Consider the following 21,960-nt stretch of genomic DNA (forward strand, 5'->3'; position numbering starts at 1 on the left):
CCCCCCCCCCCCCCCCCCCCCCCCCCCCCCCCCCCCCCCCCCCCCCCCCCCCCCCCCCCCCCCCCCCCCCCCCCCCCCCCCCCCCCCCCCCCCCCCCCCCCCCCCCCCCCCCCCCCCCCCCCCCCCCCCCCCCCCCCCCCCCCCCCCCCCCCCCCCCCCCCCCCCCCCCCCAGGCCACCGCCCCTTCACGTCGGCCGGACCACGCCCGGCCCGGGCCGCGCCGACGAACCGGTACGACTGATCGCCCAGGTGGGTGACTCCGTCCCCGATCAACCGGGAGCACGACCCGTCCGCCGCTATAACGGGCCCGTCCTACTGATCGACTGATGGGCTCTCCTGCCATGCTGAACGCCGCGCTGCGGGTCCTCGCCGTCACCGCCCTCGCCACCGCCTCGCTCACCGTCGTCTCCCCCGCCCAGGCATCGCCGGACGGCCTCCCCCTCCCGCGGGCCATTGCCGGCCCCGACACCGGGCCCTGCGGACCGGTCGGCGAGTTCCGCCCGCAGGACTGGTGGCGGACCACCACCACGGCGGCCATCTCCGACGAGGTCGACCACGCCGCGCTGAGCGAGAACTGGCGGTGGCGCGAGGACGCCAACTCCCTCTGGCGGGGCGACACCCGGGAGGACGTGCAGCAGCTCTTCGAGAACGGCTTCACGCCCCGGGGCAGCAACGTCACCCCGCTCTCCGAGTACATCGTCAAGGGCGGCGGCCAGGACACCGCCCACCTCAGCACCAGCTGCGAGCGCTGGGTCGCCCAGAAGTTCGCCACCCACGGCCCCGCGAGGACCGGCTGGGTCTACGAGATCGAGGCTCCCGGCGGGATCGACGTGAACGCCACCGCGCGGGTCGACGGCTACCGGTCGCCCTACCTGTGGAACAAGGAGATCGACTTCCCCGGCGGGATCGAGGGCCGGTACATCAAGCAGGCGTGCAAGTACCACCTGATCGACACGGACCCGGCGACGAAGATCAACAGCTACGAGAACCTCGGCTGCCGGACCAACCAGCACTTCCAGCCGGTCCGGACCGGCTACCAGCCGGCCGTGGCCGGCTCCTCGCGCTGAGAAGGCCACGCCTCCACCGTCCCGGCGGCCGCACCCCGCCGGGTCGCTCCCGGCCCGCCACCGGCGGCGCGGATCACCCGCCTGCAACCGTGCCGCCCACCGCCGCGTCCTACAGCCGACACGACACCCGCTCGACCGGCGGACCACGAGGCGGAGCACCCCCATGACCCACGGCACCACGCCCACCCGACCCGCGGCGGTGGACCGGCGCACCCTGCTGCGCCTCGGTGTGGGAGCCGCCGCCACGGCGGCGCTGACGGGCTGCACCAGCCGCCCCGCGGCGGGCGCCGGCACCGCGTCCGGCTCTCCGTCCGCCACCGCCCCCACGCCCTCGGCCACCACCGCGGCCAGCACGGCGGCTCCCGCGGACTGGACCGCCCTGGCCAAGGACCTGCAGGGCACGGTGATCCGCCCCGGTGACGCTCAGTACCCGGCCGCCGCCCGCCTGTACCAGCCGCAGTTCGACGGAGCGCGACCGAGCGGGGTGGTCTACGTGGCGAGCGCGCAGGACGCGGCCACCGCGCTCACCTTCGCCCGCCGCTACGGCCTGCCGGTGTCCCTGCGCAGCGGCGGGCACAACTACGCCGGCTGGTCCACGGGCCCCGGTCTGGTGCTGGACGTCGGGCGGCTGAACGGGGTCACCGCCTCCGGCGGCGGCGCGACGGTGGGCGCCGGGGCCCGGCTGATCGACGTGTACGCCGGCCTGGCCGGCCAGGGCGTGGCGATACCCGCCGGGTCCTGCCCGAGCGTGGGGGTGACCGGGCTGACACTGGGCGGTGGCGTCGGGGTGACCTCCCGGGCGTACGGGCTGACCTGCGACAACCTGACCGGCGCCGAGGTGGTCCGCGCGGACGGGCGGATCCTGCGGGCGGATGCGAGCAGCGAGCCGGACCTGTTCTGGGCGTTGCGCGGCGGGGGCGGCGGCAACTTCGGCGTGGTCACCTCGCTGGACTTCCGGACCCGGCCCGCCGTCGACTGCAGCTACGCCTTCCTCTCCTGGCCCTGGTCCTCGGCGGCGGCGGTGGTGCGGGCCTGGCAGGCCTGGGCGCCGACCGCGCCCGACCAGCTCTGGGCCGACCTGCACCTGCTGGCCTGGCCGGACGGCCGGCTGGAGCTGAGCAGCACCGCCGTCTATCTCGGCCCGGCGAACGAACTGGCCAACCTGATCGACCAGTTGGGCGTCCAGCCGAGCACCGCTCCGATCCACACCAAGTCCTTCCTGGAGACCATGCAGGTGATGGGCGGCGTGTCGGGCTGGACGCAGGCCGCCTCCCACCTGCCCGGCTCACTGCCCGGACAGAGCCCGCAGGGCCGGCTGACCCGCGAGTCCTACGCGGCCCGCTCGGACTTCTTCACCCGGGCCATTTCCGACACCGGCATCGCGACACTGGTCGCCGGCATCGAACGCTACGCCCGCACCGCACCACAGGGCGGCAGCGCGGCGGTGGCCTTCGACGCGCTGGGCGGCGCGGTGAACCGGGTCGCGCCCGGCGACACCGCCTTCGTCCACCGCAACGCTCTCTTCCTGGCCCAGTACACTGCCAACTACCCCGGCGCCGGGGCTGGTTCGGGCACCGGCGTGGACCAGTCGCAGAGTTGGCTGAGCGACGTGTGGACCGTCATGCGGCCGTACGCGAGCGGCGAGGCCTACCAGAACTACGTCGACCCTCGGCTGGCCTCCTGGGAACAGGCGTACTACGGTGCGAACGCGACCCGGCTGCGCCAGGTCAAGCAGAGCTACGACCCTCACGGGCTCTTCCACTTCCCGCAGGCGATACCCGGCTGACCCGCTCCGCCGGCGTCCGTGATTGCGGCCCCCGCGGGGCAGGCGCATGCTCGGAGGAGACCCGAGACGCGGACGGCCCGGTTGTGCCGGTGGACGGTCCGTGCCGAGGGCTGCGCCCCCTGGAGGACCTGCCATGGCGACACAGACCGCAGCCGATCTGATCCCGGGCCCACACGGGCTGCCGGTGCTCGGCAACATCCGCGAACTCTCGCAGGGCAACCCCGTCGAGAACATGATGGAGTTGGCCCGGAGGTACGGCCCGATCTACCGCCTGCAGACCCCCGGCGGCGACCGCGTGATCATCTCCGGATTCGACCTGGTCGACGAGGTGTGCGACGACACCCGCTTCGACAAACTGGTCACCAGCGGCCTGGCGAACCTGCGCGGGTCGGGGATCAGCACGGGGCTTTTCACCGCCGACACCGACGACCCGCTCTGGCACCGGGCGCACAACATCCTGATGCCGCCGTTCAGCATGCAGGCGATGCGCGACTACCTGCCGATGATGCTGGACCTGGCCGGACAGCTGATGGACAAGTGGGCCCGGCTCAACCCGGACGACGACGTCGACGTCGCCGCCGACATGACCCGGCTGACCCTGGACACCATCGCGCTGTGCGGCTTCGGCTACCGCTTCAACTCCTTCTACCGCGAGAAGCCGCACCCCTTCGTCAACGCGATGGTGCGCACCTTGCTGGAGTCGCAGAAACGCTCCCGGCTCCCCGAGATCGCCAGCCACCTGCGGGTGGGCGCACAGCACCGGTTCGAGCAGGACACCGCGTACATGAACGCGACAGTCGACCGGATCATCCAGGAGCGCCGGACCGCCGGGGACACCGACACCCGGGACCTGCTCGGCTGCATGCTGACCGGCGTCGACCGGAAGTCGGGCGAGCGGTTGCCGGACGAGAACATCCGGGCCCAGTGCATCACCTTCCTGATCGCCGGCCACGAGACCACCAGTGGTCTGCTCTCCTTCGCCGTCAACTTCCTGCTGAAGCACCCCGAGGTGACCGAACGCGCCCGGGCCGAGGTCGACGACGTGCTCGGCGACGACCCGAGCGTCCCGCCGAGCTACGAGCAGGTGCACCAGCTGACCTACGTCACCCAGGTCCTGGAGGAGACGCTGCGGCTGTGGCCGACCGCGCCCGCCTTCACCCGGTCGCCGTTCCAGGACACCGTGATCGGCGACCGCTACCCGGTCGCGCACGGTGCGCCGCTGACCGTCCTGACGCCCGCGCTCCACCGCGACGAGCAGGTCTGGGGTGCCGACGCCGAGGAGTTCAACCCGGACCACTTCGGCCCCGAGCGGCGGGCGGCCATCCCGCCGAATGCCTTCAAGCCCTTCGGCACCGGTCAACGGGCTTGTATCGGCCGGCAGTTCGCGATGCAGGAGGCGCAGCTGGTACTCGGCATGCTGCTCCAGCGGTTCGAGCTGATCGACGAGTACCACTACCAGTTGAAGATCAAGCAGACCCTGACCATCAAGCCCGACGGGCTGACCATCCGGGTCAGGCCGCGGGCCGGCCGCACCCTCACCGCACCGCTGGCGGTGCCGGTCGCCGAGGCGCCGGCAGCGGAGACCGCGACCGCCCCGGTTCCCCGGGTGGCGAGCCACGGCACGCCACTGATGGTGCTGTTCGGCTCCAACCTCGGCACCGCCGAGGGCGTCGCCACCCAGCTGGCCCGGGAGGGCGTCGAACGCGGCTTCGCCGTCACGCTCGGCCCGCTGGACGACCACGTCGGCGAACTGCCGCACGAGGGCGCGCTCGTGGTGGTCAGCGCCTCCTACAACGGCACCCCGCCCGACAACGCGGGCGAGTTCTGCACCTGGCTGGACGCCGGCACGACGCCCTCGGACAGCTGCGCGGGCGTGCGCTACACGGTGTTCGGCTGCGGCCACAGCGACTGGGCGTCGACCTACCAGGCCGTGCCCACGATGATCGACGCGGGGCTGGCGGCGCACGGCGCGACCCGGATCCACCCGCGTGGGGAGGGCGACGCCAAGGGCGACTTCGACGGCCAGTACCGCACCTGGCACGCGGACCTGTGGCCCGCGCTCGCCCACGAGCTGGAGCTGCCGGACGAGGTGGGCGCGCCGACCAAGGCCGGTCCCCGGCTGGTGGTCTCGCTGACCAACAAGCGGGAGACCAACCCCGTCGTGGTCTCCTACCGCGCCCAGCCGGCCTTCGTCCAGGCCAACCACGAGCTCCAGCGCCACAATGGCGAGCCCGGGCGCTCCACCCGGCACATCGAGATCGCCCTGCCCACGGGGGCGACCTACCAGGCCGGCGACCACCTCGGGGTGCTGCCGCGCAACGGCGCCGAGGTGATCTGGCGGGTGCTCCGGCGCTTCACCCTGGACGTCGGCACCTACGTCACCATCACCCCGGGGCCGGGCGTGCCGACGCATCTGCCCACCGGCGAGGCGGTGCCGCTGATCGGCGTGCTGGCGAGCTGCGTCGAACTGCAGGACACCGCCACCCGCGCCGACCTGGAGGCGCTCGCCGCCCGCACCGAGGACCCCGCCCAGCGCGCGGAGTTGCTGGCACTGACGGCCGATGACGAGGAGGGCCGTTCCAGGTTCCAGGAGCGAATCATCGTGCCGCACAAGTCCGTTCTCGATCTGCTCGAAGAACTCCCCTCCTGTGGGCTGTCGTTGGCCGAGTTCCTGGAGCTGCTCCCGCCGCTGCGGCCCCGCTACTACTCGATCTCCTCCTCGCCGCTGGTGTCACCGGACGTCTGCAGCATCACGGCCGGCGTGGTGGACGCACCCGCCCGGTCCGGACACGGCCAGTTCCACGGCGTCTGCTCCACCCACCTCAACGACAGCGGACCGGACAGCACGCTCTTCGCGTTCGTCCGCAAACCCACCATCCCGTTCCGCCCGACCGAGAACCCGCACCTGCCGATGATCATGGTCGGCTGCGGCACCGGCCTGGCCCCCTTCCGCGGCTTCCTGCAGGAACGGGCCGTCCAGAAGCAGCAGGGCGCGCCCATCGCGGAGTCGATGTTGTTCTTCGGCTGCCGCAACCCCGAACAGGACTTCCTCTACGAGGACGAGCTGCGCGGGTTCCAGGACGCCGGGATCGTCCGGCTGTACCCCGCCTTCTCCCGGGAACCCGGCAAGCCCAAGACCTACGTCCAGCAGGTGATCGCCCAGCACGAGGACGAGATCTGGCAACTCCTGCGGCAGGACGCGGTGATCTTCGTCTGCGGCGACGCGACCTCGATGGCGCCGGCCGTCCGACAGGCCTTCGCCGAGGTCTTCAGCCACAAGACCGGCACCACCGCGTCCGACGCCGAGGCCTGGCTCGCCGGGCTGCGCCAGTCCAACCGCTACCTGGAGGACATCTGGGGTGGCGGCTGAGCTCCCGGCACCCCGCGGTCACGGCAGGTCGGGCAGCGGCTGCTCGATCCAGATGACCTTGCCCCGCGGGGTGTAGCGGGTGCCCCAGCGTTCGGCGAGCTGGGCGATCAGGAAGAGGCCGCGCCCGCCCTCGTCCTCGTCGGCCGCGTAACGCAGGTGCGGCGAGGTGCTGCTGGTGTCGGAGACCTCGCAGATCAGCGTGCGGTCGTACAGCAGACGGACCCGGATCGGTCCGCTGGCGTAGCGGATGGCGTTGGTGATCAGCTCGCTGAGCATCAGCTCGGTGGTGAAGACCGTCTCCTCCAGCCCCCAGAGCGTGAGCCGCCGGGCGATCTCGGCCCGGGCCCCGGAGACCGCCGAGGGGTCGGAGGGGACCTCCCACTCGGCGATCCGGTCGGGGGCCAGCAGTCGGGTGCGGGCGACCAGCAAGGCGATGTCGTCGTTCTGGCGGTCCGGCAGCAGCGCGCCGAGCACGGCCTCACAGGTCTCCTGCGGGGTCCGGGCGGCGGACGCCAGCGTGCTGGTGAGGATCTCCAGCCCGGTGCCGATGTCGTGGGTGCGGTCCTCCACCAGGCCGTCGGTGTACAGCACCAGGCTGCTGCCCTCGGGCAGCCGGAGTTCGGTGGCTTCGAAGGGCAGACTGCCCAGGCCGAGCGGCGGGCCGGCCGGCAGCTCGAGGAACTCCACGGTGCCCTCGGGACGGACCAGTGCGGGCAGCGGGTGGCCGGCCCGGGCGAGCGTGCAGCTGCCGGTGGCGGGGTCGTAGACCGCGTACAGGCAGCTGGCGCCGGTGATCGCGGCCTCCCCGTCCCCACCGGCCGCCTCCTGGTCGATCCGGCTCACCAGCTCGTCCAGGTGGCTGAGGAGCTCGTCCGGCGGCAGGTCGAGGGTGGCGAAGTTCTGCACGGCCGTCCGCAGCCGGCCCATGGTGGCGGCGGCGTGCAGGCCGTGGCCGACCACGTCGCCGACCACCAGCGCCACCCGGGCGCCCGACAGCGGGATGACGTCGAACCAGTCCCCGCCGACCCCCGCCTGTGCGGGCAGGTAGCGGTAGGCGATGTCCAGGGCGTTCTGCTCCGGCAGGCCGCGCGGCAGCAGGCTGTGCTGCAGGGTCACCACCATGGCGTGCTCGCGGGTGAACCGGCGGGCGTTGTCGATGCAGACCGCGGCGCGGGCCGCCAGCTCCTCGGCCACCGACCGGTCGTCCTCCTCGAACGGACCGCTCCCCCGGGTCCGCCAGAAGTTGGCGATGCCCATCAGCACGCCCCGGGCCTTCAACGGCACGGTGATCAGCGAGTGGAACCCGAAGTCCAGCACCGCCGCGGTGCTGGCCGCGTCCTGCGTCCGCCAGCCGGCATCGGACCCCAGATCGGAGACCAGCACGGGATGCCCGCTGACGAAGCCCGCGACCTGCGGGGTGGGCGCGGGGAAGACCACCACCTCCCCCTGTCGGTACAGCGGGGAGTCCTCACGGATCCCGGTGAGCGCCACCCGGCGCAGCACGGTCGTGCCGTTCTCCGCCGCCTCCGGTGGCTCCTCACCGCGCAGCACCGCCTCGATCAGGTCGACCGAGGCGTAGTCGGCGAACCGGGGTGTGGCCACCCGGGTGAGCTCCTGCGCGGTGCGCCGGATGTCGAGGGTGGTGCCGATCGCCACACTTGCCTCGTACAGCAGTCGTAGCCGGCCCTGCGCGACCTCGGCCTTTCCGGCCAGGGCGGTCAGTTCGGTGGAGTCCCGCAGGGTGGCCACGCTGCCGGCCGAACCGTCGCCCGTGCGGTCGGTGGGACGCTTGTTCACCGCCACCAGGCGCTCCCCGACCGGCACGACCTCGTCGGTGGCGACTTGATGGCTCGCCAGCAGCCCGGTCATCCGGGGGTCGAGGCCGAGCTCGGTGACGGCCCGGCCCTCCACCTCCGCGGGCAGGTCGAGCAGCCGGCGCGCCTCGTCGTTGGCGAGCAGCACCCGCCCGTCGCCGTCGACGATCACCACGCCCTCGCGCACCGCGTGCAGCACCGCGTCGTGGTGCTCGTACATCCGGGTCATCTCGGCCGGCCCGAGGCCCCGGGTCTGCCGCCGCAGCCGCCGGCCCGCCAGCGCCGTGCCGCCCATCGCCAACGCGAGCGCGGCGGCGCCGGCCCCCAGCAGCAACGGCAACTGACGGTCGACCGCGCTGCTCACCTCGCTCACCTCGAGTCCGGCCGCCACCAGGCCGAGCACCGAGCCGCTCGGGTCCCGCACCGGGACGACGGCCTGGACATCCTCACCGAGCGGGCCCTGGATGCTCTCGATGGTGACCCGGCCCCGCAGGGACGGGCCGATCGTCCCGACGAACGGCTTCCCGATCAGCTCCGGGGTGGGATTGGTGTAGCGGATGCCGTCCGGGTTGGCCACCACGACGAAGTCGACCCCGCCCTCCTGGCGGGCGGCCTCGGTCAGCGGCTGGAGCACCGCGGTCGGGTCCGGGCCGCGCAGTGCGGCCACCAGGCCCGGCGCGTGCGCGAAGGCCCCGGCGGCGGCCAGCGAACGGCCGCGCGCCGCGTCGAACCGGTCGGCCCGCGCCTGGAGCACCAGCGTGGCCACCGCGGCCACCACCAGCAGCAGCACGATCAGCACCTGCACCAGGAGCATCTGGCCGGCGACACTGCGCACGCTCGCCACCGGGCGCGGGGCGGAGCGTGACGGTCGCCGCTCACCGCGGCCGCCCGATCGACGCCAGGGCAGCCAGGAGGAGCGGCCGGTGTCTCGGGCCATACCCATGTCTAACCCGCCCCCGCCACGACCGCGCCGCACCACGCCGGTGAGCTCGCGGACCGCCCCGCCGGGGCGCCGCAGCCGGTCGACCACACCGCGTGCCCGCCTGTCGCGTGCTCCCCCGGCAACCGGGCCCGGACCGCACGGGTTGCCTGCTCCGGGTCGCCTCCCCGCCGTACCGGCCGTGACCGGGAGCCCGGTGAAGGGGCGGCAGGTCCTGCGCCGGACAGCCGAAAGAGGTGCTTCGTGGTGGCCATCCGACGGAATCTCCTGACCTTGGCCTATGCCCTCTCCCAGGCAGGGGTGTTCCCATGCTGTTCGAGATCGTTTCCCACGCACCGGCTGGTCTGAATGGCCGTTAGGAGGCCGGGGCCGGGTCTCGCCAGATGTCCATCGGAACGGCGCGGACCGCGCGTCCGTCCGCGTCCAGGATCCGGCCCATCCGCTTCACCGTGCGCAGCGAGACGCGGCGCTCGGCCACCCGCAGGCCGGGGAACCTGCGGACGAGTGCGGCTTCCAGCCGCTGACCGTCGGCGAGGGAGCGCAGCCAGACGGAGAGGATGAGGTTGTGCGCGCCAGTGACGGACACGCACAGCCGGGCCTCGGGGAGCCTGGCGAGCTGGGGGCCGACCTCGTCGAGCCGGTCCGGGGGAAGGTCGGCCCGGAAGGTCGCCAGGACCGGCCGGCCGGCGTCGCGGGCGGCGATCTCGCAGCGGAAGCGGATCGCGTCAGAGGCGGCCAGCCGGTCGAGGCGGCGGCGCAGCGTGGATGGGCTGAGCCCGGTGGCAGCGGCCAGCTCGGCTTGGTCGAGGCGGCCGTCGACGCCCAGCCTCATGAGCAACTCCCGGTCTTCTTCCCGGACTTCAGCTCGCACCCCGGACAGTGGCCCGTTGCCCACCGGGTGATCGTCGTGCAGCTCCACGCGCTGGGCGGGGTCCAGTGAGTCCAGTCGCCAGCGTTTCCCCTCGGCGTAGAAGCCGGTCGCCAGGTGGACACGGACGGCGTCGACCCCGGGGAGCCGGCCGAGCCGTTCGGTGGTGTACCGGGAGACCATCGCCAGGTCGGTGAAGGCCGCGGTGACGACGAGGTCGCAGCCCTGGGAGAAATGTTCGATGCTCATCACGTGCGGGTCCTGGGCCAGATCGTCGAGCAGCAGCTCGCCGCCTACAACAGCCACAACATCGACGCCTTCGCCGCCACCTAGGCCGAGGACGTCGTCGTCCAGCGGCGTGACGGCAGCCAACTGCAGGGCCGTCAAGCCCTGCGTGACCACTACACCGGGCAATTCGCCGAAGGCCGCTGCCGGGCCGAGATCCTGGGACGGCTCAGCGAAGGCGACTGGGTGGTCGACCACGAACTCGCACGGCGTGGCCGACGATCCGATCCGCACCCTGGTGGCCTACCGGGTGCGCGACGGCCCGATCGACCGCGTCGACTTCCTCGGCTGAGCAGCACGCTCCCGTACGCGGCGGCCGCCGCGCAGCGCCCCCGACGGCCACCGCACCCGTGGCTGGCCCGCCCCACCCCACAAACCTCACCTGACCAGCCACCGGCCCCAGACAACCGAGTGAGGGGCTGGAAGCATACCCGGACAGCAAAACGGCCGGTCAAACCGACATACCGTCGGTTCGACCGGCCACATTGGGTCGCTTGACCGTGGTGCGCGAGGGGGGAGTTGAACCCCCACACCCTTTCGGGCACTGGAACCTGAATCCAGCGCGTCTGCCTATTCCGCCACCCGCGCAGGTGATGTCGTCCATACTAGCCGATCTTCTGGCCCACTCCGTACCACCCGGGGGCTAGCCTGGGCGGATGGCCGTTCACGGGTTCGCTACCACCGACTTCCAGCTTGTGCTGCTGCGGCGGATGGCCGACTTCCAGCCCGGGCTGGTCGAGGAGGCGGTGCGCCGGCTCGGGGCGTCCCGGGCCCGGTTGCGGGAGGCGAACAAGCGGTGGCAGGCGATGATCCGCTCGCCGCGGTTCCCGCGTGGGGCACGCCGCTACGTCGCGGTGCTCGGAGCCGCGGAGGCGGTGCTCCCACGCCGGATCGGTGACCTCGACTGCACGGCGCAGCAGTGGACGCTGCCGCTCTGGCCCGAGCTGCGCTTCGAGGTGCTGCTCGGGCCGGCGGAGGCCGGCGAACCGGTCTGGAACGAGTGGCTGGTGCGTGCCGCCGACAGCCCGCCGCCCAGCCTGCGGACGCTCGCCGACCTGCGCCCGTGGAGCTGCGTGGTCTCGGACGTCGCCGCGGCCTTCCCGCCCGCCGTGCCGCGTGAGGGGAGCGCGCCGACGCGGTGGCAGCTCGACTTCACCGCCCCCGACCCGGCCGGCGTACCGCGCCCCTGCACCGCCGACTTCACCTGGGGGCTGCTGCAGGAGGTCCGGATCGCCGACGAACGCGATCAACGGCCCCAGATCCTCCGGTACCCCTCGCGGTAGCCGACGGGGTTCCAGGCGGTGGCGCCGGCGCTGTTGGCGGCCGTGGCGACGTGGACCGGGGCGACGTAGCCGCTGGCGGGGGCGCCGGAGAAGGCCCGGTTGAACTCGTCGACGATCTGCCAGCCCTGCGCGGAGAGCGGCTCGGGAACGGTGGCGGCCTGGAACTGCCCGCTGTTGATGCGCTGGAAGGCCGAGGGATCGCCGTCACCCGCGCCGATGTTGAACGGGACGCCGTCGCCCTGCCGGCCGGCCGCGCGCAGGGCCGGTGCGGCGTCGGCGAAGTACAGGTCGTTGATGGCGACGGAGTACGTCCACCGGCCCTGCAGGCGGGCGATGAGCGAGGAGACCTCCTGGGGCACGCGGCTGCTCGCGTCCGGGATCGGGATGTCCTCGTAGGCCAGCAGCTTCACGCCGGGGCAACTGGCGAGCTGGTTCCTGATCAGGTCGGACTTGTTCTTGGCGAACGGGATCGAGTCATCGCTGAAGAGGACGACTCCGGCGTTGCCGTTGGACTCCGCGATGACCCAGTCCGCGCTGATCCGCGCGACGTCCCCGACGTTGGTGGTGATGTTGCTGAAGAGCGGCGGGCTGCTGCTCGGGCCGGGCGCGGCGACCGCGTGCCAGCCGATCAGCGGGATGTGCGCCGCGCCGGCCAGCGCCACCTGTTGCGCGGTCAGGGCGGGGTCGAAGCCGCTGATCACGATGCCCGCGGGCCGGAGGGCGACCGCCTGGCCGAAGGCCGCCTGGATGCCGACCGGCGTGCCCTGACCGTCGATCACCCGGAGGTTCCAGCCGATCACCTTCGCGGCCTCGCCGACGCCCTTGGCGACGCCCGCGACGCCGGGGTTGGTCATGGTCTCGGCGACGTAGACGATGGTCCGGTGGGAGACCGCCGGGGGCCCGGTGGTCGGGCCGCTCCAGGCGCTGTCGGCCTGCTCCGCCCGCTGGGTGTCCGCCTTGGCCCTGGCGAGCGTGGCCGGGCAACCGGCACCCGACGGCCCGGCGGCAAAGGGGCCGCCGCCGGTCGACACGCCGCGCTGGCAGCCGGCGACGGCGACCACGGCCGCCAGCAGGGCCACGACCCCCAGGGCACGACTCATCGCACCTCCCGGGGGGCGGCACCGGCGCGCAGCCGGCGGCGCGCGGAGTAGCCGGCCAGGCCCACGGCGATCAGCAGGGCCGCACCGTTGAACAGCGGGATCGCCCAGAACTGGGCGCCGAGCTGGCCGATACCGGCCAGACCGACGGCGAGCACGGCGACGGCGACCAGGGTGCCCAGCGCGTTGGCCCGCCCGGGCCTGATCGCCGTGGAGCCGAGCAGCGCTCCGACGAAGGCGGGCAGCAGGTACTCCAGGCCCACGCTCGGATTGCCGATCTGCTGTTGTGCGGCGAGCAGGACGCCCGCGCAGCCGACCACCAGGCCCGAACCGGCGAAGGCGTAGACGCTGTACCGGCGGGTGGGGATGCCGACGAGTTCGGCGGCCCGGACGTTGGAGCCGATGACGTACAGGCACCGGCCGAGCGGCAGTCGTTCCAGCAGCAGCCACAGGGCGGCGGCCAGCACGAGCACGTAGGAGGCGGAGACCGGCAGGCCGAGGAAAGTGGAGTCGTAGAGGTCGGTGAAGGCCGCCGGCAGGCCGCCGGGACCGGGGACGATCCGGGCGCCGCCGGTGATCCAGCCGGTGAAGGCGTACAGGATGCTGCCGGTGCCGAGGGTGGCGATGAAGGAGTCGATCTGTCCGAACTCGACGACCAGACCGTTGAGCGCCCCGAAGGCCGCCCCGCCGACGACCACCACCAGGCAGGCGAGCGGCCAGGGCCAGCCGCCGTTGACGATCAGTTGCAGCGTCATGACGTGGGCGAGACCGAGGCCGTAGCCGATGGACAGGTCGAACTTGCCGGTGACGATCGGGAGCGTGGCGCCCAGCGCGAGGAGTGCGGGGATCGACTGGTTGGACAGGATCGCGGAGATGTTGTCGAGGGTGGGAAAGGTGTCCGGCAGGGTGACGGAGAAGATCAGGAACAGCAGGGCGGCGAGGGCGGGCAGGCCGTAGACACCGATCAGGTGGTGGCCGCGCGGGGATCGGCGGGCGGGCGAACCGGTCATCGGTCCGTCGCGGTTCCGGTGACGGGGGGCATCGCCGACGCGGCGCGGGTGAGTTCGGTGACGGTGAGGGCCGCGCCGGCCAGCTCGGCGGTCACCGTGCCGCGGACGAACACCAGGGCGCGGTGGCACACGGTGGCGACCTCCTCGAAGTCGGTGGAGCTGAGCAGGACCGCGAGGCCGGCGCCGAGAGCCTCGTCGAGCAGGCGGTGGACCTCGGCCTTGGCACCGACGTCCACGCCGGCGGTCGGCTCCTCCAGGACCAGCAGCCGCCCGCTCGCCCGGAGCCCCCGCCCGACCAGGACCTTCTGCTGGTTGCCGCCGGACAGGGTGGCGATCGGCGCCTCGCCGTCCCGGGGACGCACCCCGAACCGCTCGATCAGGGCGGCGGCCTCGGCGCGCTCGCGCCGGGGGCTGATCCAGTGGCCCGCCCGGGGATTCGCCAGGATGTTCTCGCGGACCGTCAGTCCGTCCGCGCAGCCCTCCTGCTGACGGTTGCCGGTGACGAAGCCGACACCGGAGCGGACGGCCGCGGCGACCGTGCGCGGGGCGTACGGGCGGCCGTCGAGCCGGGCCCGACCGGCCAGGATCGGCCGGGCGCCGGCGAGCGCGCGGCCCAGGTCGAGGTGGCCGGCGCCGGTGAGGCCCACCGTGCCGAGGAGCTCGCCGGCCCGCAGCTCCAGGCTCACCGGTCCGGCGTTCCCGGTCCGCAGGCCGTCCAGGCTCAGCACGACCGGACCGTGCGGCAGTCGTCCGCCGGGGCGGGCGACCGGTTCGCGGCCCACGATGTCGCGCACCAGGTGCCCGATGCGGTGACCGGCGAGCGGGCCGGAGCTGATCAGCCGGCCGTCGCGCAGCACGGCGAAGCTGTCGGCCACCCGGTACACCTCGTCGAGCCGGTGGGTGACGAAGACGATGCCGTGCCCCCGGTCGCGCAGGGCGTGCAGCACGTCGAAGAGCCGGGCGCAGTCCGCCGCGGGAAGGCTGGCGGTCGGCTCGTCCAGGACGATCAGCTCCGCCCGGGTCGCCAGCGCGCGGGCGATGGCGACCAGCGAGCGTTCGGCGGGCGCGAGGTCGGCGACCCGCGCGTCGGGGTCGAGGTGGCCGGCGACCGTGCCGAGGGCCTCGGCACAGCGCTCCCGGGCCCGCCGCCAGGAGATCAGCCCGCGCCGGCGCGGGTAGCCGGTGACCAGGGAGATGTTCTCGGCGACCGTCATCCACTCGACGAGGCCGAGGTCCTGGTGGATGAAGGCCATGGTCCGGGTGGCGGCTTCGGTGCCGAGCGGGTGCCCGGCCACCGTCACCTCCCCCGCGTCGGCGTGCTGGACCCCGGCGAGTGTCTTGATCAGGGTGGACTTCCCGGCGCCGTTCGGGCCGAGCAGGGCGAGCACGCTGCCGCGGTGGACGTCGAGGTCGACCCCGGCCAGCGCGGTGGTGCCGCCGAACCGCTTGCTGAGCCCGCGGACGCGGACCAGGGGAGCGCCGGCCGAGGTGTCGGGAGCGTCGCGCATCGACCTTCCCTCCAGGCTCGGCCGCCGAGTACTTCGCCGTTCCTACCAGCTGGGCCCCGGCGGCCGGGCCGCTGACACGCCATGGGTCCGCCGCGCGACCGGGGTCGGGTCATTCGATGACCGGGATCTCCACCGGGAAGCCCGCGGACGTGCCGGGCAGGGCGCCGGGCGGCTCCAGGGCGCACTCGGCCCAGATCACCTTGCCGCGCGCGGTGTAGCGGGTTCCCCACGCCTGGGCGAGCTGGGCGACCAGGAACAGGCCGCGGCCGCCCTCGTCGGTGGTGGTCGCGCGACGCAGGTGCGGGGCGGTGCTGCTGGCGTCGGCGACCTCGCAGATCAGGGTGCGGTCGTGGATCAGGCGGACCTGGATGGGCTCGGTGCCGTACCGGATGGCGTTGGTGACCAGCTCGCTGAGCAGCAGTTCGACCGCGAAGGCGACCTCGTCCAGCCCCCAGGCGCTCAGCTGGCGGGTGGCGGCGGCCCGCACCTCGCAGACCTGGGCCGGGTCGGCCGGCAGGTCCCGGACGGCGATCCGGTCGGGGTCCAGGGCGCGGGTGCGGGCGGCGAGCAGCGTGACGTCGTCCACGGGGTGCGCGGGCACGACGGCCGCCAGCACCGCGCGGCAGGTTTCCTCGGGTGAACGGTCCGGGTGGGCCAGGGCGCGGCGCAGCTGGGCGAGCACGGTGTCGACGTCGCGGTGGTGGTCGTTGATCAGCCCGTCGGAGTAGAGGAACAGCTGGCTGCCAGCGGGGAGGTACAGCTCGGCGCATTCGAACGGGAGGCCGCCGAGGCCCAGCGGCGGGCCGGCGGGCAGGTCGGGGAAGGTCACCTCGCCGTCGGGGTGGACCACCGCAGGGGGCGGGTGGCCGGCGCGGGCCACGGTGCAGCGTTGCGAGGTCGGGTCGTAGACGGCGTACAGGCAGGTGGCGCCGATGATGCCGGAGGTGGGCTCGTCGCCGCCGCCCTCGCGGTCCAGACGCCCCACCAGGTTGTCCAGGTGGGTGAGGAGTTCGTCGGGGGCGAGGTCCAGCTCGCAGAAGTTGTGCACGGCGGTGCGCAGTCGGCCCATGGTGGCGGCGGCGTGCAGGCCGTGGCCGACCACGTCGCCGACCACCAGGGCGACCCGGGCGCCCGACAGCGGGATGACGTCGAACCAGTCGCCGCCCACCCCGGACTCGGCGGGCAGGTAGCGGTGGGCGACCTCGACGGCGTTCTGCTCGGGCAGGCCGCGCGGCAGCAGGCTGCGCTGCAACGCCAGCACCATGGTGTGTTCGCGGGTGTACCGGCGGGCGTTGTCGATGCAGATGGCGGCGCGGGTGGCCAGCTCCTGGGCGAGCGAGCGGTCGTCGTCCCCGAAGGGGGCGGGGTCCTGCGAGCGGTAGAAGCTGGCGATGCCCAGCACGACGCCGCGGGCCAGCAGCGGGACGGTGATCAACGAGTGGACGTTGTGCGCGACCAGGAGCGCGCTCCGCTCGGGATCCTGGGCGAGCCACCCGGCGGCGGCCTTCAGGTCGGGTTCCAGCACCGCCTGCCCGGTGGCCAGGCAGCGGAGCTGGGGCGTGGTGGGCAGCAGGTCGACCCGCTGACCGACGGGGTAGAAGGCGCGCTCGTCGCGGATGCCGTGGACCACCGTGCGGTGCAGGTCGCTACCGGGGTCGGCGGGCTCCTCGCCGCGCAGCACCGCTCCGGGCAGGTCGATGGTGACGAAGTCCGCCAGCCGGGGGACGGCCATCTCGGCGAGCTCCCGGGCGGTGCGGCCGACGTCCAGGGTGGTGCCGATGGAGGTGCTGGCCTCGGACAGCAGCTCCAGGCGGCGGCGGGCGGCGACGGCGTAGGTCCCGACCCCCGGCTCGCCCACCAACAGCAGACCGGGGGTCGCGGCGGGCGCCCGGCGGCCGGGCGGCTCGCCGGTGGGGTTGGGGGCGACGACCTGCCGGGGCGGCGCGTCGCTGCGCAGGACCGCCTCGACGGCGACCCCCGCGACCCCGGACGGGCTGGTCATCGGCCGGCTCAGCAGGGTGATCCGCCGGCCGTGGGAGAGGGTCACCTCGACGGCCGCCCGCTGGCCCGAGGCGATCAGCTCGGTGGCCCGCTCCTTGAGGTGCAGCTGGTCACGCCAGTCCAGTCCGCTCCGGGTCAGCTCGTCCACCCAGATCAGCCGCCCGTCCCCGTTGGCCTCGGCGATCTCCGCGCGGGGCCGGGAGTCGAGGTAGGCCCGCAGCAGCGCGCGCTCGCGCGCCGAGCTCTCCTCCAGCAGCCGCCGCTCGACGGCGGCGGCGGCCTTGCCGAGCATGGTGTCCAGCTGGGCGTGCGCGTAGCTGCGCGGATAGCCGAAACAGAGGACACCCTCGATCCGCCCGCTGAGCGGATCGCGCACCGGAACCGCCGAGCAGGCGTTGGTCACCGAGCGCTCGGCGAAGTGTTCGGCGCCGTAGACGTGGCAGAGCCGCCGCTCGGCGAGCGCCAGACCGATGCCGTTGGTCCCCCCGAACCGCTCGGCGAAGACGAACCCCGGGACGCTCTGGATCGCGGCGAGCGACCTGACCATGGCCGCGTCACCGAAACGGCGCTGCAGCACCGCCCCGTCACCGTCCGCGAGGGCCACGTTCATCCGGCTGCCGGCGAACCGGGACTCCAGCCGGTCCAGCACGGGCCCGGCCGCGCGGACCAGGCGGCCGTCCAGGTCGAGATCCGGTCGGTAGGGCAGCTCGACCTGGTCGGGTGAGAGCCCCAGCAGCATGCAGCGCCGCCAGGAACTCAGGATCAGACCGCGGACGCCCGCCTCGACCGTCTCACCGTGCAGGAACCGCTCACGGACCCGTTCGGGGCCCACGCCCGACTCACCGGCACCTGTCACGATCGCCACAGCACTCACACTCCGCGGGCTGCACCCCTGAAGCCATACTAGGACCTAGCTCACCAAGCGGTTCTTACCACCCAATAGCCGACATCACCCCGGTCAGGCCGCGCCGATCGGACCGCCGGCGAGGAGCGCGATGAGCGGTTCGCCCAGCAACGGACCGGCGATGAGCCGTGTGGAGTTCGACGCGCTGTTCGACCGGCTGCGCCGCGATCGCCGCCCCGATCCGGTCGCGGGGGCGCGGCTGGTGGCGGCGGCCGGGCTCGTCCGCACGGGTGAGGTGGTCGCGCTGGGACGCCCCTGGGACACCGTCCCGGGCCCCGACAACCGCAAGCCGGCGCTGCACCGGATGACCGGGCTCGGCGAGGGCACGGACGCCGAGCCGACCGCGCACAAGGACTTCATCGGGACCGACTACCACGGCAAGTCGCAGACGCACCTGGACGCGCTCTGCCACATCGCCTACCGCGGCCTGCTCTTCCCGGGGGTACCGGCCCGGGCGGCGGTCTCGGCACGGGGCGCCGAGCACGGCGCGGTGACCGAGCTGCTGCCCGGGCTGGTCGGGCGGGGCGTCCTGCTGGACCTGGCGCGCCTGCGCGGCCGGGCCTGGCTGGAGCCGGGCGAGGCGGTCGACGGCCCCGAGCTGGTCCGCTGCGCCGAGGAGCAGGGCAGCCCGCTCGCGCCCGGGGACGTCGTCCTGCTGCGCACCGGCCACCTGGCCCGGCGGCGGCAGCTGGGTGCCTGGGACCCGGACGAGCTGAGCGCGGGGCTGCACCCTGGCGCGATGCCCGTGCTGCGCGACTCGGCCTGCTCGGCGCTGGGCAGCGACGGCGACAGCGACGTGCGCCCGAGCCCGGTGCCGGGCGTCCACTCGCCGATCCACGTGCTGGCGATCGCCGCGCTGGGGCTGCCGCTGCTCGACAACCTGGACCTGGAGGCGCTGGCCGAGGCCTGTGCGCGGGCCTCGCGCTGGGAGTTCCTCCTCGTCGCCGCGCCGCTGAACATCCCCGGCGGCACCGGCTCCCCGGTCAATCCGCTCGCGATCCTCTGAACGGGCCGCCCGCTCTCCGCGAGCAGCGGGCGGCCCGACCGTGGGCCTCGGCCACCGGCGGTCCGGCGCGCCGCGGGGGCGGCCGAGGCGGCGCGGGCCGGGGTGCGGGCGGCCGTCCGCGGGCCGCCCACGGGCCGCCCGCCGAGCCGGTCGGCCAGGAGACCGTCACCGCCGCACCACGGAGCGCGGTGGCCGGCTGTGGCCGGCTGCGAGCGGGAGCCGATCGGCGTCCAGCCGGACGGTGGCACCCGGAGAGCGCGCCGGGCAGCGGCAGCCCGCCCGGCGTACCTCAGCGCCACCTCGGGGCCGCTGGAGGACCCAGCTGCCCCGGCGAGCGGCTGACCGTCGTGCCGCCGACGCCGGCGTGCAGGAGGCGCAGCAGCGCGTGCGACGAGCGACCGTCGATGATGTGCGCCTGGGTCACGCCCGCGCGCACGGCCCGCACGCATGCCTCCAGCTTGGGCACCATGCTGCCGCCGATCTCGGGCAGCAGTTCCTCCGCCTCCTCCGCGGTGAGCCGGTCGACCAGCCGCGAGCGGGTGGGCCAGTCCAGGTAGAGGCCCTCGACGTCGGTCATCAGCACCAGGGCCACCGCGCCGAGCGCCCCGGCCAGCGCGGCGGCCGCGGTGTCCGCGTTGACGTTGTAGACACCGCCACCGGCGCCGCGCGCGATGCTGGAGACCACCGGGATCCGGCCGTCGGCCAGCAGCGCGCGCAGCAGCCCGGTGTCGACCTCGGTCACCTCGCCCACCAGGCCGATGTCCACCGGCCGGCCGTCCACCACCGCCGGACGCCGGACCGCCGTCATGATCCGGGCGTCCTCGCCGGTCAGGCCGACCGCCAGCGGACCGTGCCGGTTGAGCAACCCGACCAGGTCGCGCTGGACCTGGCCGGCCAGCACCATCCTGACGTCGGCCATCATCTGCTCGGTGGTCACCCGCAGGCCCGCCGTGAAGGTGGCGGCGAGCCCCAGCCGGTCGAGGTGCGCGTCGATCTGCGGTCCCCCGCCGTGCACCACGACGGGGCTGAAACCGGCGTGGCGCAGCGCGACGACGTCCCGGGCGAAGGTCTGCCGGACGGCCTCCCCCGCCAGCGCGCTGCCGCCGAGCTTGACCACCACCGCCGGGGCGTGCGGCACGCCCGGCCACACCAGGCGCGCCAGCCCGCGCGGCGCGGTCTCGGTGCTCACCGCGCGGACACCCGCTGGTGGAGCGTGCCGTCGTTGCCGCTGAGCAGTCCGGCACGGGTGATGGCATCCGGCGCGTGCACGGACACCTGGACCGACTGCCGCTCGGCGGGAAGCTCGAGGAGAGGGGAGGACGGTGCGAGGGGCATGCACGCTCCAGGGATGAGAACGGGACGCCGCCGGACAGTGCGGCGTGCGCGACCGAGCGGGCTGTGGTGTTCCCGTCAAGGTCTCACCACAACGTGTCACGGCCCTCTTGCGGGATGTTTGACAGTGCGCTGGAGTGCCCCTTGCGTCAACTTGACCCGGCCACCAAGGGCCGGACCCGCAGGTGGGCGGCGGCGTGGCCGACGCGGCGAGGTGGGGCGGAGTCGAACCGGAACGGGGCGCCCGGCCGTTCCCGCCGGGGAGGGGCCGGCCGGACGATCGCGCCCCCGGTCCGGGTGACCACGAACAGCGCCGGAGGCACGGAGATCAGCGGACAGGCGGTGGCGCCGTCAGGCGGGCGCACCGGCGAGGGTGGCCAGGATGAACCCGGAGTTCTGGCCGTACGTCTCCACCGGCCGTTGGTCCACCGTTCGGTCGGCGGGCAGCGGGTCGGGGCGGTTGTCCCGGAGCGAGGCGTGGGTGACGGGCGTCAGGTCCGCCCGTAGTTCGGGATTGACGGCCCGTCGGATCACCTGATGCGCCGTCAATCCGGTGACGGTAAAACCCGAACCACCCGGAGCCGCCGCGGAACGCACGGTAGCGTGTGTGCCGATGACATGGCGCGGACCAGCGTGACCCGGGCGACCCCCGGTGCCCCGCGTCCCAGCCCGACAGGAGACGAGAAGTATCGTGCGGATCGCAGTGACCGGCTCCATCGCCACCGATCATCTGATGAGCTTCCCCGGCAAGTTCAGCGAGCACATCCTGCTCGACCAGGTCGACAAGATCTCGCTCTCGTTCCTGGTCGACGGGCTCGAGGTCCGCCGCGGTGGCGTCGCGGCGAACATCGCGTTCGGGTTGGGGTTGCTCGGCCTCACCCCGCACCTGGTCGGCGCCGCGGGACACGACTTCGCCGACTACGGCGAGTGGCTGCGACGGCACGGCGTCGACACCGAATCCGTCCGGATCTCGACGTCGAAGCACACGGCCAGGTTCGTCTGCACCACGGACGAGGCGCAGAACCAGCTCGCGTCCTTCTACACCGGCGCCATGGCGGAGGCCCGCGAGATCGAGCTGGCGCCGGTCGCCGAGCGGGTGGGCGGCGTCGGCATGGTCGTCATCGGCCCCAACGACCCGGAGGCGATGCTGCGGCACACCGACGAGTGCCGGGCCATGGGGTATCCGTTCCTCGCCGACCCGTCCCAGCAACTCGCCCGCGCCGACCGCGAGATGGCGCGCAGCCTGGTCGACGGCGCCAGGTACCTGTTCACCAACGAGTACGAGGCGTCCCTGCTGACCCAGAAGTCCGGCTGGACACCGCGAGAGGTGCTCGAACGCGTCGGCCACTGGGTGATCACCCGGGGAGCCGGGGGTTCGACGATCGAGCACCGGGATCGTCCGCCCGTCGCGGTGCCCGCCGTCACCGCGCGCGCCGTCGCCGACCCGACCGGTGTCGGTGACGCGTTCCGGGCCGGCTACCTGGCGGGGCTCTCCTGGGACCTCGACGAACGCGGCTGCGCCCAACTGGGCAGCGTGCTGGCGACCCTGGCCCTCGAGGTGGTGGGGACCCAGGAGTACCGACTCGATCCGGCCGACCTGCTGGAGCGGCTGCGCGGCTCGTACGGCGACGAGGCCGCCGCGGCGATCGCCCGGAGGCTGCCGGCCGCGGTATGAGGTGAAAGGGCGGG

Annotated in this window: 16 protein-coding genes and 1 tRNA gene; 7 read left to right on the plus strand and 10 right to left on the minus strand. The window is 73.8% G+C overall.

Annotated features, from left to right (window positions below):
* Nucleotides 1–326: 326 nt before the first annotated feature.
* From ACZ38L_RS32055 to ACZ38L_RS32065, 3 genes are all read left to right on the plus strand, one after another.
* Complete coding sequence (locus ACZ38L_RS32055) at nt 327–1,067, plus strand: scabin-related ADP-ribosyltransferase (RefSeq protein ID WP_465699951.1); 741 nt, start codon at nt 327–329, stop codon at nt 1,065–1,067.
* A gap of 163 nt (nt 1,068–1,230) precedes the next feature.
* Nucleotides 1,231–2,853: an FAD-binding oxidoreductase gene (locus tag ACZ38L_RS32060; RefSeq protein ID WP_465699954.1), complete on the plus strand. Its 1,623-nt coding sequence runs from the start codon at nt 1,231–1,233 to the stop codon at nt 2,851–2,853.
* 133 nt (nt 2,854–2,986) lie between these two features.
* On the plus strand, nt 2,987–6,223 hold the full coding sequence (locus tag ACZ38L_RS32065) for a bifunctional cytochrome P450/NADPH--P450 reductase (RefSeq protein WP_465699957.1): 3,237 nt from the start codon (nt 2,987–2,989) through the stop codon (nt 6,221–6,223).
* 18 nt (nt 6,224–6,241) lie between these two features.
* On the opposite strand, the gene ACZ38L_RS32070 is transcribed toward ACZ38L_RS32065, so the two are convergent.
* Both ACZ38L_RS32070 and ACZ38L_RS32075 read right to left on the minus strand, forming a co-directional pair.
* Nucleotides 6,242–8,881, minus strand: coding sequence for a SpoIIE family protein phosphatase (locus ACZ38L_RS32070; RefSeq protein WP_465699990.1), 2,640 nt, complete (start codon nt 8,879–8,881; stop codon nt 6,242–6,244).
* A gap of 451 nt (nt 8,882–9,332) precedes the next feature.
* Nucleotides 9,333–10,094, minus strand: coding sequence for an Lrp/AsnC family transcriptional regulator (locus tag ACZ38L_RS32075; protein WP_465699960.1), 762 nt, complete (start codon nt 10,092–10,094; stop codon nt 9,333–9,335).
* Nucleotides 10,095–10,239: 145 nt separating this feature from the next.
* On the opposite strand from ACZ38L_RS32075, the gene ACZ38L_RS32080 reads away from it, so the two are divergent.
* Nucleotides 10,240–10,422, plus strand: coding sequence for a hypothetical protein (locus ACZ38L_RS32080; RefSeq protein WP_465699963.1), 183 nt, complete (start codon nt 10,240–10,242; stop codon nt 10,420–10,422).
* Between the two features lie 209 nt (nt 10,423–10,631).
* On the opposite strand, the gene ACZ38L_RS32085 is transcribed toward ACZ38L_RS32080, so the two are convergent.
* A tRNA-Leu gene (locus ACZ38L_RS32085) sits at nt 10,632–10,718 on the minus strand.
* Nucleotides 10,719–10,786: 68 nt separating this feature from the next.
* Between ACZ38L_RS32085 and ACZ38L_RS32090 the strand changes: the two genes are divergently transcribed.
* Nucleotides 10,787–11,413, plus strand: a complete 627-nt coding sequence (locus tag ACZ38L_RS32090) for a hypothetical protein (protein WP_465699966.1) — start codon at nt 10,787–10,789, stop codon at nt 11,411–11,413.
* Here the strand turns inward: ACZ38L_RS32090 and ACZ38L_RS32095 are convergent.
* The 4 genes from ACZ38L_RS32095 to ACZ38L_RS32110 all read right to left on the minus strand — a co-directional run bounded on the left by ACZ38L_RS32095 (nt 11,377) and on the right by ACZ38L_RS32110 (nt 17,768).
* Nucleotides 11,377–12,513 carry a substrate-binding domain-containing protein gene (locus ACZ38L_RS32095; protein WP_465699969.1) on the minus strand — a complete coding sequence of 379 codons (1,137 nt, stop codon included), beginning with the start codon at nt 12,511–12,513 and terminating at the stop codon, nt 11,377–11,379. The two genes, ACZ38L_RS32090 and ACZ38L_RS32095, sit on opposite strands and share 37 nt — an antisense overlap.
* On the minus strand, nt 12,510–13,520 hold the full coding sequence (locus ACZ38L_RS32100) for an ABC transporter permease (RefSeq protein ID WP_465699971.1): 1,011 nt from the start codon (nt 13,518–13,520) through the stop codon (nt 12,510–12,512). Before ACZ38L_RS32100 ends, ACZ38L_RS32095 begins: the two co-directional genes overlap by 4 nt.
* Nucleotides 13,517–15,028, minus strand: coding sequence for a sugar ABC transporter ATP-binding protein (locus ACZ38L_RS32105; protein WP_465699974.1), 1,512 nt, complete (start codon nt 15,026–15,028; stop codon nt 13,517–13,519). The genes ACZ38L_RS32100 and ACZ38L_RS32105 overlap by 4 nt, the downstream gene beginning before the upstream one ends.
* 109 nt (nt 15,029–15,137) lie before the next feature.
* Complete coding sequence (locus tag ACZ38L_RS32110; RefSeq protein ID WP_465699993.1) at nt 15,138–17,768, minus strand: SpoIIE family protein phosphatase; 2,631 nt, start codon at nt 17,766–17,768, stop codon at nt 15,138–15,140.
* 256 nt (nt 17,769–18,024) lie between these two features.
* Here ACZ38L_RS32110 and ACZ38L_RS32115 point away from each other — a divergent pair, with 256 nt between their 5' ends.
* Nucleotides 18,025–18,939, plus strand: a complete 915-nt coding sequence (locus ACZ38L_RS32115; RefSeq protein ID WP_465699976.1) for a cyclase family protein — start codon at nt 18,025–18,027, stop codon at nt 18,937–18,939.
* A gap of 289 nt (nt 18,940–19,228) precedes the next feature.
* Here the strand turns inward: ACZ38L_RS32115 and argB are convergent, their stop codons facing one another.
* The 3 genes from argB to ACZ38L_RS32130 all read right to left on the minus strand — a co-directional run bounded on the left by argB (nt 19,229) and on the right by ACZ38L_RS32130 (nt 20,820).
* On the minus strand, nt 19,229–20,128 hold the full coding sequence (argB, locus tag ACZ38L_RS32120; protein WP_465699978.1) for an acetylglutamate kinase: 900 nt from the start codon (nt 20,126–20,128) through the stop codon (nt 19,229–19,231).
* Nucleotides 20,125–20,274 (minus strand): hypothetical protein, encoded by a 150-nt coding sequence (locus tag ACZ38L_RS32125; protein WP_465699980.1) that lies wholly within the window; start codon nt 20,272–20,274, stop codon nt 20,125–20,127. Before ACZ38L_RS32125 ends, argB begins: the two co-directional genes overlap by 4 nt.
* 348 nt (nt 20,275–20,622) lie before the next feature.
* Nucleotides 20,623–20,820: a hypothetical protein gene (locus tag ACZ38L_RS32130; protein ID WP_465699982.1), complete on the minus strand. Its 198-nt coding sequence runs from the start codon at nt 20,818–20,820 to the stop codon at nt 20,623–20,625.
* Nucleotides 20,821–20,962: 142 nt separating this feature from the next.
* Here ACZ38L_RS32130 and ACZ38L_RS32135 point away from each other — a divergent pair, with 142 nt between their 5' ends.
* Nucleotides 20,963–21,946, plus strand: coding sequence for a carbohydrate kinase family protein (locus tag ACZ38L_RS32135; RefSeq protein ID WP_465699984.1), 984 nt, complete (start codon nt 20,963–20,965; stop codon nt 21,944–21,946).
* Nucleotides 21,947–21,960: the final 14 nt, after the last annotated feature.

The sequence above is a fragment of the Kitasatospora sp. NPDC024654 genome (genome assembly GCF_055559155.1).